9 protein-coding genes and 3 rRNA genes are annotated in these 14,131 nt (G+C 46.3%); 11 read left to right on the top strand and 1 reads right to left on the bottom strand.

Annotated elements, in window-relative coordinates; all coding sequences use genetic code 11:
- Positions 1-373: 373 nt before the first annotated feature.
- The 4 genes from A5295_RS06310 (at position 374) to rrf (ending at position 5,973) form a co-directional block, all read left to right on the top strand.
- Positions 374-520, top strand: coding sequence for a hypothetical protein (locus A5295_RS06310; RefSeq protein WP_162861153.1), 147 nt, complete (start codon positions 374-376; stop codon positions 518-520).
- A 192-nt stretch (positions 521-712) separates the two neighbouring features.
- Positions 713-2,239 (top strand): 16S ribosomal RNA (locus A5295_RS01195).
- A gap of 378 nt (positions 2,240-2,617) precedes the next feature.
- Positions 2,618-5,677 (top strand): 23S ribosomal RNA (locus tag A5295_RS01190).
- A 179-nt stretch (positions 5,678-5,856) separates the two neighbouring features.
- A 5S ribosomal RNA gene (rrf, locus tag A5295_RS01185) occupies positions 5,857-5,973 on the top strand.
- Together the 16S, 23S and 5S rRNA genes form the textbook arrangement of a ribosomal RNA operon.
- A gap of 49 nt (positions 5,974-6,022) precedes the next feature.
- On the opposite strand, the gene A5295_RS06305 is transcribed toward rrf, so the two are convergent.
- Entirely contained in the window at positions 6,023-6,442 is a 420-nt protein-coding gene (locus tag A5295_RS06305) for a hypothetical protein (RefSeq protein WP_197479834.1), read from the bottom strand.
- Between the two features lie 125 nt (positions 6,443-6,567).
- Between A5295_RS06305 and A5295_RS01180 the strand changes: the two genes are divergently transcribed.
- From A5295_RS01180 to A5295_RS06300, 7 genes are all read left to right on the top strand, one after another.
- Positions 6,568-7,122 (top strand): cysteine hydrolase family protein, encoded by a 555-nt coding sequence (locus tag A5295_RS01180; RefSeq protein ID WP_004118531.1) that lies wholly within the window; start codon positions 6,568-6,570, stop codon positions 7,120-7,122.
- Between the two features lie 153 nt (positions 7,123-7,275).
- Positions 7,276-8,265, top strand: coding sequence for an amino acid ABC transporter permease (locus A5295_RS01175; protein ID WP_033888515.1), 990 nt, complete (start codon positions 7,276-7,278; stop codon positions 8,263-8,265).
- Between the two features lie 84 nt (positions 8,266-8,349).
- Positions 8,350-9,138 carry an amino acid ABC transporter ATP-binding protein gene (locus A5295_RS01170; protein WP_064621500.1) on the top strand — a complete coding sequence of 263 codons (789 nt, stop codon included), beginning with the start codon at positions 8,350-8,352 and terminating at the stop codon, positions 9,136-9,138.
- A gap of 95 nt (positions 9,139-9,233) precedes the next feature.
- The gene (glmS, locus tag A5295_RS01165; RefSeq protein WP_064621499.1) at positions 9,234-11,141 is read left to right on the top strand and encodes a glutamine--fructose-6-phosphate transaminase (isomerizing); all 1,908 of its coding nucleotides are present in this window, start codon (positions 9,234-9,236) and stop codon (positions 11,139-11,141) included.
- A 46-nt stretch (positions 11,142-11,187) separates the two neighbouring features.
- A complete protein-coding gene (locus tag A5295_RS01160; protein WP_033888514.1) occupies positions 11,188-12,618 on the top strand; it encodes an ABC transporter substrate-binding protein in 1,431 nt (476 codons plus the stop codon).
- 182 nt (positions 12,619-12,800) lie between these two features.
- A complete protein-coding gene (locus A5295_RS01155; RefSeq protein WP_004108421.1) occupies positions 12,801-13,568 on the top strand; it encodes a type III pantothenate kinase in 768 nt (255 codons plus the stop codon).
- A gap of 249 nt (positions 13,569-13,817) precedes the next feature.
- The coding region (locus tag A5295_RS06300) for a hypothetical protein (RefSeq protein ID WP_197479833.1) at positions 13,818-14,131 on the top strand (314 nt) is incomplete at its 3' end.

Below are 14,131 nucleotides of genomic sequence, written 5' to 3'. Positions count from 1 at the left end.
AAATAGAGCTCATATATTTTGTATGTACTGCTGCTGAGTTTGTGCGAGCGTTGTAAAGCAAGCGCTACCGCATTAAGCTCACTTTAAGTTAATCTTCTTTGGTCGTCAGATTACGCTTTCTTAATTAGTTTAAAGAAAGCGTAATTGTTTGCGCGCTTGCGCGGAAAGCACACTGTGCTTTCTGCATAAGCAAGCGCTACCGCATCGGGTTGCTTTTCGCGCTACGCTTTAAGCGAAAAGCAAGTCGATGCGACACTCCCGGTTTTGATGTTTTTGGGGCTATTCTTGATTATTTTTTGTTGGTTTTGATTATTGTTCCTGGTCTTGTGTTGGTTTTTTGGTGTTTTTTCGTGGTTTTCGACACGCCGGTGTTTTGGCTTGTTTTCAATGGTTTTGGGGTGTTTGTTTTTGGTGGGTTTGCGTTTTAGCGTGGGTTGGTGTAAGTTTATCTCTTGCTGCTCAGCGCGGCTGGTTCTCCTCGGTTGAGGTTGATGAGCCGGCTGGTGTGGTGGTGGTTTGAGAACTCAAGAGCGTGTCTGTACTACTTATTAGTTAATTATTGCCAGTTCATTGCCTGCCTTGCAGATTGCAGGGTGCCTGAGAGATGGTTAAATGGTGGTGAGGTTTTTGTTGGGATGTTCTTTCCTTAAAGAATGTCTCGTCTTTTTCTTTTTAATATTGGAGCCTTTTGTTGGCTCTTCATTGAAGTTTTTTCGTGGAGGGTTCGATTCTGGCTCAGGATGAACGCTGGCGGCGTGCTTAACACATGCAAGTCGAACGGGATCTGACCAGCTTGCTGGTTGGTGAGAGTGGCGAACGGGTGAGTAATGCGTGACCAACCTGCCCCATGCTCCAGAATAGCTCTTGGAAACGGGTGGTAATGCTGGATGCTCCAACTTGACGCATGTCTTGTTGGGAAAGTGTTTAGTGGCATGGGATGGGGTCGCGTCCTATCAGCTTGTAGGCGGGGTAATGGCCCACCTAGGCTTCGACGGGTAGCCGGCCTGAGAGGGCGGACGGCCACATTGGGACTGAGATACGGCCCAGACTCCTACGGGAGGCAGCAGTGGGGAATATTGCGCAATGGGGGAAACCCTGACGCAGCGACGCCGCGTGCGGGATGAAGGCCTTCGGGTTGTAAACCGCTTTTGATTGGGAGCAAGCTTTCGGGTGAGTGTACCTTTCGAATAAGCGCCGGCTAACTACGTGCCAGCAGCCGCGGTAATACGTAGGGCGCAAGCGTTATCCGGAATTATTGGGCGTAAAGAGCTTGTAGGCGGTTCGTCGCGTCTGGTGTGAAAGCCCATCGCTTAACGGTGGGTCTGCGCCGGGTACGGGCGGGCTAGAGTGCAGTAGGGGAGACTGGAATTCCCGGTGTAACGGTGGAATGTGTAGATATCGGGAAGAACACCAATGGCGAAGGCAGGTCTCTGGGCTGTTACTGACGCTGAGAAGCGAAAGCGTGGGGAGCGAACAGGATTAGATACCCTGGTAGTCCACGCCGTAAACGGTGGACGCTGGATGTGGGGCCCATTCCACGGGTTCCGTGTCGGAGCTAACGCGTTAAGCGTCCCGCCTGGGGAGTACGGCCGCAAGGCTAAAACTCAAAGAAATTGACGGGGGCCCGCACAAGCGGCGGAGCATGCGGATTAATTCGATGCAACGCGAAGAACCTTACCTGGGCTTGACATGTGCCTGTCGACTGCAGAGATGTGGTTTCCCTTCGGGGCAGGTTCACAGGTGGTGCATGGTCGTCGTCAGCTCGTGTCGTGAGATGTTGGGTTAAGTCCCGCAACGAGCGCAACCCTCGCCCTGTGTTGCCAGCGGGTTATGCCGGGAACTCACGGGGGACCGCCGGGGTTAACTCGGAGGAAGGTGGGGATGACGTCAGATCATCATGCCCCTTACGTCCAGGGCTTCACGCATGCTACAATGGCCGGTACAACGGGATGCGACATGGTGACATGGAGCGGATCCCTTAAAACCGGTCTCAGTTCGGATCGTAGTCTGCAACTCGACTACGTGAAGGCGGAGTCGCTAGTAATCGCGAATCAGCAACGTCGCGGTGAATGCGTTCCCGGGCCTTGTACACACCGCCCGTCAAGTCATGAAAGTGGGCAGCACCCGAAGCCGGTGGCCTAACCCTTTTGGGATGGAGCCGTCTAAGGTGAGGCTCGTGATTGGGACTAAGTCGTAACAAGGTAGCCGTACCGGAAGGTGCGGCTGGATCACCTCCTTTCTACGGAGTTTTTGTGCACGCTCGGTTTGAGTGTGGTTACTGGTGTGGAAAACAATAGTTGACGTTTTTTTGATGAGTTTGTTGGGCATGCTTTTGGGTTCCCGGATTGCCACCCCCCTTTGTTTGGGGTTGCGGTCCTTGACTCACAGGATTTCAGGTTGATGCTTTTTGAGTGTTTGGCTTGGGTTTTGTGGTGTTGTGGTGGTTTGAGAACTGGATAGTGGACGCGAGTAAAATGCGAAACTTTTTGGTTTCGATTTTTTTGCTTTTATCAATTTCAACCGGCTCCTTTTGTTGGAGTCGCTTGATCGTTTTGTGATCGTTTAGTGTGATGATTTTTTGTCTAGAGAATTTTGCTGATGGGTTCTTACTTTAGTGTTTGTCACTGGTAAGGGCGTATGGTGGATGCCTTGGTAGACAGGACCGATGAAGGACGTGACGGGCTGCGATATGCCTCGGGGAGCTGCCGAGTGGGCTTTGATCCGAGGATTTCCGAATGGGGAGACCCGGCCACTGTTATGAGTGGTCACCACAGTTTTTGTGGGGGGTACGCAGGGAAGTGAAACATCTCAGTACCTGCAGGAAAGGATACTCCGTGAGTAGTGGCGAGCGAAAGCGGATCAGGCTAAACCGGGTGCGTGTGATAGCCGTCAGGTGTTGCGCATTCGGGGTCGTGGGATGGACTGTTCAGCCTCTGACGGGGTTGAGGAGAGTGATAAAATGTCGTGCTAGGTGAATGGGATTGAATTCCCAGCCGTAGAGGGTGATGGCCCCGTAGCTTGTCGTGCGATGTCTCTTTATGTTTATTCCCAAGTAGCGCGGGACTCGTGGAATCCCGCGTGAATCTGCCCAGACCGTTGGGTAAGCCTAAGTATTCCTGTCTGACCGATAGTGTACTAGTACCGTGAGGGAAAGGTGAAAAGCACCCCGGGAGGGGAGTGAAATAGTTCCTGAAACCGTGCGCTTACAATCCGTCGGAGCCTTCTTTGTGGGGTGACGGCGTGCCTATCGAAAAATGAGTCTGCGAGTCAGTGGTATGTGGCGAGGCTAACCCGGGTGGGGGAGCCGTAGCGAAAGCGAGTTTTAAAAGGCGTTTGAGTCGCATGTCCTGGACCCGAAGCGGGATGATCTAGCCCTGAGCAGGTTGAAGCGCGGGTAAGACCGTGTGGAGGACCGAACCCACCTAGGTTGAAAACTGGGGGGATGACTTGGGGTTAGGGGTGAAAGGCCAATCAAATTCCGTGATAGCTGGTTCTCTCCGAAATGCATTTAGGTGCAGCGTCGTGTTATTGCTTACAGGGGGTAGAGCTACTGGATGCTTGCGGGCCCATACCGGGTACCAATAGCAGCCAAACTCCGAATACCTGTTAGGTTTATCACGGCAGTGAGTCGGCGGGGGATAAGCTCCGTCGTCAAAAGGGAAACAGCCCTGATCGTCGTCTAAGGTCCCGAAGCGCGTGCTAAGTGGGAAAGGATGTGGAGTCGCATAGACAGCCAGGAGGTTGGCTCAGAAGCAGCCATCCTTGAAAGAGTGCGTAACAGCTCACTGGTCTAGTGGTTCCGCGCCGACAATGTAGCGGGGCTTAAGCACGCCACCGAAGACGCGGCTGCATGATTTGTTTCATGCGGGGTAGGAGAGCGTCCTGTATGGGGTGAAGCGGCAGTGTGAACTTGTCGTGGACTTTACAGGAGTGAGAATGCAGACATGAGTAGCGAGAGACGGGTGTGAATCCCGTCCGCTGAATGACTAAGGGTTCCGGGGCCACGTTCGTCGTCCCCGGGTGAGTCGAGTCCTAAGGCGAGGCCGACAGGCGTAGTCGAATGGATGAACGGGTTGATATTCCCGTACCGGTGTTACACCGTTCGAACTGAATCTGAGAGTACTAACCTTCATTTGCTGGTTGATTGCCTTTCGGGGTTGTTGGCTGGTTTGTGTTGGGACTGTATCGGTAGTAGGTTAGCGTGGGAGTGACGCGGGTAGGTAGCCGGCTGCGGAGGTGGTTTTCCGTGGCTAAGCGTGTGGGCTGTCTCCTAGGTAAATCCGGGGGATGTTAAAGCTGAGGCGTGATGGGTAGGCTGTAAGGCTGATTCCGGTGATCCTGCTTGCCAAGAAAAGCTTCAACGTGAGGTGTGATTCCGCTCGTACCCTAAACCGACACTGGTGGTCTGGTAGAGTATACCGAAGCGATCGGGCGAATCCTGGCCAAGGAACTCGGCAAATTACTCCCGTGCCTTCGGCATAAGGGAGACCCCTGATGGTGATGTTTTTTACAAGCGGAGCTGTTGGGGGTGGCACAAGCTAGGGGGTAGCGACTGTTTACCAAAAACACAGGAGCGTGCGAAGGCGTAAGCCGCTGTATACGCTCTGACGCCTGCCCGGTGCCGGAAGGTTAAGAGGATCCGTTAGCTTCGGTGAAGCGGTGAATTTAAGCCCCGGTAAACGGCGGTGGTAACTATAACCATCCTAAGGTAGCGAAATTCCTTGTCGGGTAAGTTCCGACCTGCACGAATGGCGTAACGACTTCCCCACTGTCTCGGCCAGGAGCCCGGCGAAATTGCAGTACGAGTAAAGATGCTCGTTAAGCGCAGAAGGACGAAAAGACCCCGGGACCTTTACTATACCTTGGTATTGTCGTTAGGTGTGGATCGTGTAGCATAGGCGGGAGGCTGTGAAGCGTGGGCGCTAGCTTGCGTGGAGTCGACAGGTGAAATACCGCTCTTTCCATATCTGGCGTCTAACCTCGACACGTTATCCGTGTCAGGGACAGTGCCTGGCGGGTAGTTTAACTGGGGCGGTTGCCTCCTAAAGAGTAACGGAGGCGCTCAATGGTCCGCTCAGCCCGGTTGGCAATCGGGTGTTGAGTGTAATCGCACAAGCGGGCTTGACTGTGAGACTGACGGGTCGAGCAGGGACGAAAGTCGGAGATAGTGATCCGGTGCCGGCGTACGGACGTGGCATCGCTCAACGGATAAAAGGTACCCCGGGGATAACAGGCTGATCATTCCCAAGAGTCCATATCGACGGGATGGTTTGGCACCTCGATGTCGGCTCGTCGCATCCTGGGGCTGGAGCAGGTCCCAAGGGTTCGGCTGTTCGCCGATTAAAGCGGCACGCGAGCTGGGTTCAGAACGTCGTGAGACAGTTTGGTCTCTATCCTCTGCGCTCGTTGGAATGTTGAGGAGACCTGCCCATAGTACGAGAGGACCTGGGTGGACGAACCTCTGGTATGCCGGTCGTCACGCCAGTGGCGCTGCCGGTTAGCTACGTTCGGAAGGGATAACCGCTGAAAGCATCTAAGCGGGAAGCCTGCTCCAAGATAAGCATTCCTTGCACTTTAGTGTGTGAGCCCCCATGTAGAACACGTGGTTGATAGGCTAGATGTGGAAGCCCTGTAAGGGGTGGAGCTGACTAGTACTAACGGGCGATGGTGACATTCTTCCTCACTTTTGTGAGTGGGGAGGGTGAGTTCCTCATGAGTATTATTCTTCTAGCGTTAATGAGTACTGAATGTTTTGCTTAACGATCAGTTGGTAAGAGAGTTTTTATTCGCGTTCATGTCCGGTTCCCAAACCGCCACGTGTTGCCACTCAATGGTTTTGAGTGTATAATCTAGTTTTGCGGTGGTCATGGCTCAGGTGAGACGCCCGGTCCCATTCCGAACCCGGAAGCTAAGGCCTGACACGGCGAGGGTACTGCACTCGATAGGGTGTGGGAGACTAGCACGCTGCCGCATTATTTTTCTAGCGGGGAGTTTTCACTCCCCGCTTTTTTATTTTCGTATACTACTGTTTTTTGTAATCCTCCAAACTCTGGACAACGCTCGCGCTATAAGCGCTCACTGCTGAGCTTGCACGGAAAGTCCACTGGACTTTCCGTCTGAGCAAGCTCACGCTCCGAATTGCTTTCGCGCGCGCAATGCTGCGCTCAAGCAGGTCGCCGCGCAAACGCGAGGAAAACTTACGGCAAATGTAGTTAAAAACAGACAACAGAGACATGCGCGCAGAAACCGTACTGCACCAGTAACGAAAAATCCCCGGCAAACGTTTTGTAGCATCATTTGCCGCAAGGTAGTGATTAAATGATGATAGTCGGTGCAGAAGCAAATGAGCTTTGAGTATTCTTTGAATATTAAGGTATTGCGCCGATTGCAATTGGGCCAGCAATTGAGTTGATAATTGGGCTATCAATTGAAATAAAATCAAGCAATTAAGAATGCGGAATATTGTAACTAAAGCGATTATACTATTGCAGTAGAGCTATTTGCAATAATGCTGTTAGCAGTAATGCTATTTGCGATTATTCTGTAAATTTCATACAAGGAGTAGGTATGAATAAAGCCCTTATTAACATTGACTATACGAATGATTTTGTGGCAAGCGATGGCTCTCTTACTGTGGGCGAGCCTGCGCAAAAGCTCGAGAAGCGTATTACTGAGATTTCGCAGGAATTTCTTGACGCTGGTGAGTTCGTGGTTTTTGCGATTGATACGCACCATTTGAACGATCCGTATCATCCTGAAACTAAGCTTTTCCCACCTCACAATATCGCAGGAACTCACGGCCAGAAGTTATATGGCACGCTTGGTGATTTTTACGAAGCAAATAAAGATAAAAGCAACGTTTATTACATTCATAAAACTCGCTACTCTTCGTTTAATGGCACGGATTTGCTGATTAAGCTTCGCGAACGTCACATTGAAGAGCTGCATTTGGTGGGAGTTTGCACGGATATTTGCGTGCTTCACACTGCTGTCGATGCGTATAATCTTGGATTCAAGATTGTGGTTCACAAGGATGCCGTTGCAAGCTTTGATCCTGCAGGTCACGAATGGGCTTTGCGTCATTTTAAGACTTGCCTTAATGCTGATATTGTGGAAGGCTAAAAGTTGCTTTTAAAAAATATTAGATAAATATTGAATAATTATNTAAAWTGATATTGTTAATCTGAGTCGTGATTGAATTCTCGGCTCAGATTGTTTCTTTACTTTGCTGTTTTTGTATAAACGTACTTATTGGAGCATATTTTGAATTCTTTAATTGGTAACTCTGCTAAGAGCAAGTCCGGAGTAGCTAACTCTGAACGTATTTTGCCAGTAAAAAAGCCAGGACCTATTATTGCCGGAGTCATTGTAGCTGTAATAGCATGTTCGCTTCTTTACAGTATTATTACTAACCCTCGTTTTGAATGGCAAGTAGTCGGAATATATTTAATAAGCGATAACGTGCTTTCTGGTATTGGCTGGACGTTACTTCTTACGCTAATTGCTATGGTAATTTCAATCGTGTTTGCGGTAGGCTTAGCGATGATGCGCAAGTCAGTTAATCCTGTGCTTCGTGGCGTAAGTTGGTTCTTTATTTGGTTTTTCCGTGGTACTCCTGTTTATACGCAGCTTGTATTTTGGGGCATGTTTGCAGTGCTTGTGCCGAGAATTAGTATTGGCATTCCTTTTACTTCTGTAGAATTTTGGTCTATTGATTCTAATGTAATTATGACTTCTCTTACTGCTGCTGTAGTTGGTTTGTCTTTGAATGAATCCGCTTATTTGTCGGAAATCGTTCGAGCAGGATTGGAAGCCGTTGATAGTGGACAAGTTGAAGCTGCTAAGGCTCTTGGAATGGGTAGAGCTTTAACTATGAGGCGTGTAATTCTTCCTCAAGCAATGCGTATTATTGTTCCTCCGCTTGGTAACGAAACAATCGGTATGCTAAAAACGACTTCGTTAGTTCTTGCAGTTCCGTTTACTCTTGAATTGCAATTTGCTACAAATGCTATTGCTAACCGTATCTATAAACCAATTCCGCTTCTTCTTGTTGCGAGTATTTGGTATTTGATTATTACTTCCATTTTGATGGTTTTGCAATACATGCTCGAGAAGCATTTTGCTAAAGGTTTTGAAGCAAGAGATATTGTAAAGCATGCTCAACTTAATACTGATTCTGATCAGCGCGGCGATCAATCATTAGATGCTAAACGGAAAAATGTTAAAGGACGAAATGATGCTGCTATGCTCGGATTTAATGCTTAAATAAGCGCATAATAGCTTAAATTTTAATATTTTTCTTTGWRAWSTKTAWAWKWKRCANGAAACAAACAAATTGGATGTGAATAAATGGTAGAAGCAAAATCTAATCTTCCTGCGGTTGCTATTAGCGATGTGCAAAAATCTTTCGGTCAATTGCATGTACTTAACGGTATTAATATGACAGTGAACCCAGGTAGTGTAACAGTTATTTTGGGTCCGTCCGGTTCAGGAAAATCGACATTATTGCGTTTAATTAATCAACTAGAAACTTTGACTGCAGGAAGTATAAGTATTTATGGCGAGCGCATCGGTGTAAAGCAAGTAATGCATAAAGGTGAGAAATGTCTGCAGGCTCTTAACGACAAAGAAATTGCTCAACAGCGTGCGAAGCTTGGCATGGTATTCCAGCGTTTTAATTTATTCCCTCATATGACGGCTTTAGAAAACGTTATGGAAGCTCCTATTCATGTTATGCATATGAAAGCTCAAGAAGCGCGCGATTTAGCTATTGAAGAACTAAAGCGAGTCGGCATGGATGAGCGTATGAACCATTATCCTGCAGAACTTTCAGGCGGTCAGCAGCAACGCGTTGCAATTGCTCGCGCTCTTGCTATGAAACCGGAAATTATGCTATTTGACGAGCCAACATCTGCGCTAGATCCAGAGCTTGTAGGTGAAGTGTTAACCGTTATGCGAAATCTTGCTAAAGATGGCATGACTATGATTGTAGTAACTCACGAAATTGGTTTTGCGCGTGAGGTTGCAGATCAGGTTGTGTTTATGGATGGCGGTGTCATAGTTGAGCAGGGTAGTGCAGATATTATTACTAGTCCGCAAACTGATCGTTTTAAAGATTTCCTAAATCACGTATTGTAATTTACGTAAGAAACACATCTTATTTATGTAGTTTTGCGTAGTTTTTGTGTGCTTCTCTGGCGTGCACTCGCTCGCATAACGTACAATAGAAGATTATGTGTGGCATTGTAGGATACGCAGGTTTTGGAAAAGTTTGTGCAAAACCTTTAGAAGTTTGTTTAGGTGGGTTAGAGCGTCTAGAATATCGCGGATATGACTCTTCGGGCGTAGCTTTAGTTGCTCCTGGGATGAAATGTGCGACTGTGCGAAAGAAAGCTGGTCGTTTATCTGTTCTTCGCAACGATATTGATGCAAATCCTATGCCTGAAGCGAGTGCAGCTATTGGTCATACTCGTTGGGCTACTAATGGTGCTCCTTGTGACATTAATGCGCATCCTCATACTAGTGCAGATGGCAAAATCGCGCTTATTCATAATGGCATTATTGAAAATGCTGTTGTATTAAAAGAGCAACTTCACGAAGAAGGATACGAATTTTCTTCTCAAACAGATACTGAAGTTGCTGCAAAATTACTTGGCAAAATTGCGAATGATATTGTAAACGAAACTGGTAAGCCGGATTTATTCACAGCTCTTCGTCGTACTGCAAAAATGTTAAAAGGAGCTTTCACATTACTTGCTGTTGACGTTCGTCAGCCAGGTATTGTGGCTGCCGTTCGTCACGATTCGCCGTTGGTTGTAGGTCTTGGAGACGGTGAATATTTCCTTGGCTCTGACGTTGCAGCTTTTGTTGCTTATACGGATCGAGTCTTGGAAGTTGGTCAAGATCAAGCGGTGTGCATTGGAGATGTAGATGGCAGTGGCAAAGCATCTTTGCTTCTAACTGATTTTGACAATAATATTGTTGAAAATCCTACTTGTTTTACAGTTGACTGGGATGCGTCTGCTGTAGAAAAAGGCGGCTGGGATTCCTTTATGGATAAGGAAATTCATGAAGATCCGCACGCTGTTGCAGACACTTTGCGCGGGCGTTTTGACGCTCAGGGAAATATTGTTCTTGACGAAGTTCATATTAGCCAAGACGTGTTGCGCGCAATTGACAAAATTATTGTTGTTGCTTGCGGAACGGCAAGTTACGCAGGTTTGGTTGCAAAATATGCTATTGAGCACTGGGTGCGCGTGCCGGTTGAGGTGGAGCTTGCGCACGAGTTTCGCTACCGTGACCCTATTTTGACGCATCGAACATTGGTGGTTGCAATATCGCAGTCTGGCGAAACAATGGACACTCTTATGGCTTTGCGTCACGCGCGCGAGCAGGGAAGTAGGGTTCTTGCAATTTGCAATACGCAAGGTTCTAGCATTCCGCGCGAATCTGATGCAGTTCTTTACACGCATGCAGGTCCCGAAATAGCAGTTGCATCTACTAAAGCTTTTGTTGCGCAAATAGTTGCAGCCTATATGCTTGGTCTGTTTTTGGCGCAAGTAAAAGGCACTATGTATCGCGACGAAATTCAGCAAATCGTTGCGCAATTAAAAGAGATGCCGGATAAAATTCAGCATGTACTTGATGCACAATCTGAATCAATTATGAAAGCTGCTGAGCATACTCTGGAAGCTAAATCTTTCCTTTTCTTAGGTCGACATGTTGGCTATCCTGTTGCGCTAGAAGGTGCGTTGAAGCTTAAAGAAATTGCGTATACCTTTACTGAAGGTTTTGCTGCAGGTGAGCTTAAGCACGGTCCTATTGCGCTTGTAGATGAAGGTGAGCCGGTAGTTGTGATTGTGCCATCTTCTCGCGGTCGTGATGTGCTTCATGCGAAAGTTATTTCTGGAATTGAAGAAGTTAAAGCGCGCGGAGCTTTCACTATAGCTGTTGCAGAAGAGGGTGATCCAGATGCTTCTCGCTATGCAGATATTGTGTTCTGGCGTCCTAAATGTGCAACTTTGCTAAGTCCTCTTGTAGATGTAGTTGCATTGCAATTATTTGCAATGGATATGGCAAAGTTAAAAGGTTATGATGTTGATAAGCCTCGTAATCTTGCAAAGTCTGTAACTGTTGAGTAAGCGCATAACAACGTTGAGTAACACAAAGTAACGGATGGCAAATCTTATGTCTGCATTTGCAAGAATTTTGCAACAACGCAATCATTTTGGACGCTTGCTTTTTTCGATACTTTGTGTTTTTTCTTTGCTATTTTCTTGCGGATGCGGAACTAAAGATTCTAGAACTCAAATTAGTGTTTGGTCTTGGGAACCAAGCATGAAACGACTTGCTGAAGAATTTGAACTACATAATCCGGATGTTCACGTAACTGTAAAGGATACTAGCGGATATAGCAATCTTAATAGCGCTATTCAAGATGGCTATGGTATGCCAGATGTTGTTCAATTAGAATATTTTGCTCTTCCGCAATATGCGGTAAGTGGACAGCTTTTAGATATTACTGATCGTGTGAAAAATACTCGCACTTTCTATACTCCTGGAACATGGTCTTCTGTGCAACTTGGTGGACGTGTTTACGGTTTACCAATGGATTCTGGCCCAATGGCTTGGTTTTATAATGATGACGTATTTAAGCAGGCTGGTGTAGATGCCACAAAAATACACACTTGGGAAGATTACCGTCATGCTGCTCGTAAGCTTAAAGATATCGGTGTGTATATTGCAGCAGACTCAGGTGACGCAAGTTTTTATAACGCTATGATTTGGCTTGCAGGTGGACACCCGTTTATGACTTCTCATGATGGGAAAACAGTTACTGTTAGATTGAGTAAAGATAAGGGTACTGAAGAGTTCACAAAGTTCTGGCAATCAATGATTGATGAAGGCTTGATTGACATTAGAACTACAACTTGGAGTCAACGTTGGAAGAACGGTGTTGGAGCTGGCAAGATTGCTTCTGTTTTCTCAGGAGCCTGGATGCCGTCTTTGCTTCTGGAAAATGTGCCTGGAACTGCAGGATTGTGGAAGGTGACGAATGTGCCAACTATGCACGGAGAAAAGCGTAATGCAGAAATGGGCGGTTCTTCGTTATCTGTGCTTAAATCGAGTCGTAAGCCTGAAGCAGCAATGCGATTTGTGAATTTTGTATGCCATGATATGCATGGAATTCGTACTCGTGTCAATGGTGGAGCGTTTCCTGCAGATGTTGTTACGCTTAGAGATAAGTCATTTTTAGATAGAGCTACTATTCGTGATTCACGAGGCATTGATATACCTTATTTTGGCGGTCAGAAGTTTAATCGTGTATTTGCAGATGCCGCTAATCGCGTGGATACGGGATACAGGTATTTACCTTTTGAAGTGTACTCGCGAAGTGATTTTAGAGCAACTATGGGTCGAGCATATGACTGGAGTGTTAAATCTTTAGCTAGATTAAACGTGCAAGCCATGATTGATGCTGGTGTTACTCAAGATGATGGAAGTAAATTGTGGCTCCCAGATGATCCTGGTAAACGTATTTCTTTAAAAGATGGTCTTTTATTGTGGGAAAAAGATCTTCAAGAATATGGTTACAATCAAGGATTTGTAGTTAGATAATTTCGTAACTTATTACGATTAAGTGATTTCGTAAAAGCAGCTTAATTTTGCGTAAAAGTAAGATTATTAGCAAAAGTAGTATAAATACAATAGGATAGTATAAATACATATACAATACGTGCGCACGTGATTGCAGATTAACTTAATTAATCCGTAAATGCCAATATAGGAAGTAGGCACACATGTTATTAGCAGTAGACATTGGTAATACGAATATTGTGCTGGGTTTTTTGGAAAATAACCGAATTGTTGGCACTTATCGTATGACAACAAAGTCTAATCATACATCAGACGAGTATGGCATTATGATTGCGCAATTTTTGCATTTAAGCGGATTTACAATAAACGATGTTGAAGATGTTATCGTTGCTTCTGTTGTGCCGAAAGTTATGCATTCATTCCGCGCTAGTATTATCAAATTTCTTCATATTGATCCTATGATTGTAGGCCCTGGTGTTAAAACCGGTATGAATATTCGTATTGATGAGCCAAGAACTCTTGGCGCGGATTGTTTAGCTGATTGCGTTGGTGCGTTTAGTGAATATGGAGGATCTGTACTAGTTATTGATTTTGGTACGGCAACAACTTACAACTATATAGATAAAAGTGGTGCTATTACTTGCGGACTTATTTGCACAGGTATTCGTACTGCAGCTGCGGCACTTTGGGATAACACGGCTCAGCTTCCAGAAGTGGAAATAGCTAGACCGCAGTCTGTTCTTGCAAAATCTACTAAACTCGCAATGCAAGCTGGATTATATTACAGCTTCTTGGGTGGAATTGAGCGCACAATAGAACAGTTTAAGACGGAGATTGGTGAGCCGTTTAAGGTAATTGCTACTGGCGGATTGGGTAGATTGTTTGAAAAAGACGTGAAAACGATTGACTTTTACGATCCTGACTTGATTTTCAAAGGTATGGCTGAAATTTATAAGCGCAACCTGCGGTAATGTAATGCGAATTTGCTGTTGCGGATATTCGTCATAGCGATTTCGTTTGTTGCGGCGATTTGTTATAAAAATTTSMKGTATAAATTTGTTATTAGTAAGTTGTTATACCAATTTTTCGCATTTGGGCGTATACTATGAATAGTTATGTGTAAAGATTGCGTTCGCCGGTGAACTTTCTTTGATGCGCACTTGTTTTTTGTGTACCGCTTATACGCCGGTAGGGGATTTGCTCACATGAGAGGAAGATTGATGAAGGAGAGAAGGAGAGATTGTATTCTCTCGACAATTGGTGCCGTTTCATGCGTAGTTTCTATGATTTTAAGCGTAACTGTGTTGCCTGCGATAGCTTATGCCAACGTAACGAAGAATCCATTGTTTGCTGCTGTTTTGGCTGCTGCTGCCGAGAATAATAGGGGTCAAAATAAGTCGGGTGAAGGTGGAGCTGGTAAAGAAGTTAAAGGGGATAAGGCTAAAGAGGTAGATAAAAAAGAAGGTAAGAGAAATGATGGGGCAGCTAATGGGGAAGCTAATGGGGAAGCTGGTAATGAATCTAATGGGGGGGG

Source organism: Gardnerella sp. 26-12 (genome assembly GCF_001660745.1).
Classification (GTDB): Bacteria; Actinomycetota; Actinomycetes; order Actinomycetales; family Bifidobacteriaceae; genus Bifidobacterium; species Bifidobacterium swidsinskii.
Note: the sequence above shows the minus strand (reverse complement) of the source record. Positions and strands in the feature narration are given on the sequence as shown.

Coding starts and splice junctions, on each gene's coding strand:
- A5295_RS01180 (WP_004118531.1), top strand. CDS start 6,568: ATGAATAAAGCCCTTATTAACATTGACTATACGAATGATTTTGTGGCA.
- glmS (WP_064621499.1), top strand. CDS start 9,234: ATGTGTGGCATTGTAGGATACGCAGGTTTTGGAAAAGTTTGTGCAAAA.
- A5295_RS01170 (WP_064621500.1), top strand. CDS start 8,350: ATGGTAGAAGCAAAATCTAATCTTCCTGCGGTTGCTATTAGCGATGTG.
- A5295_RS01155 (WP_004108421.1), top strand. CDS start 12,801: ATGTTATTAGCAGTAGACATTGGTAATACGAATATTGTGCTGGGTTTT.
- A5295_RS01160 (WP_033888514.1), top strand. CDS start 11,188: ATGTCTGCATTTGCAAGAATTTTGCAACAACGCAATCATTTTGGACGC.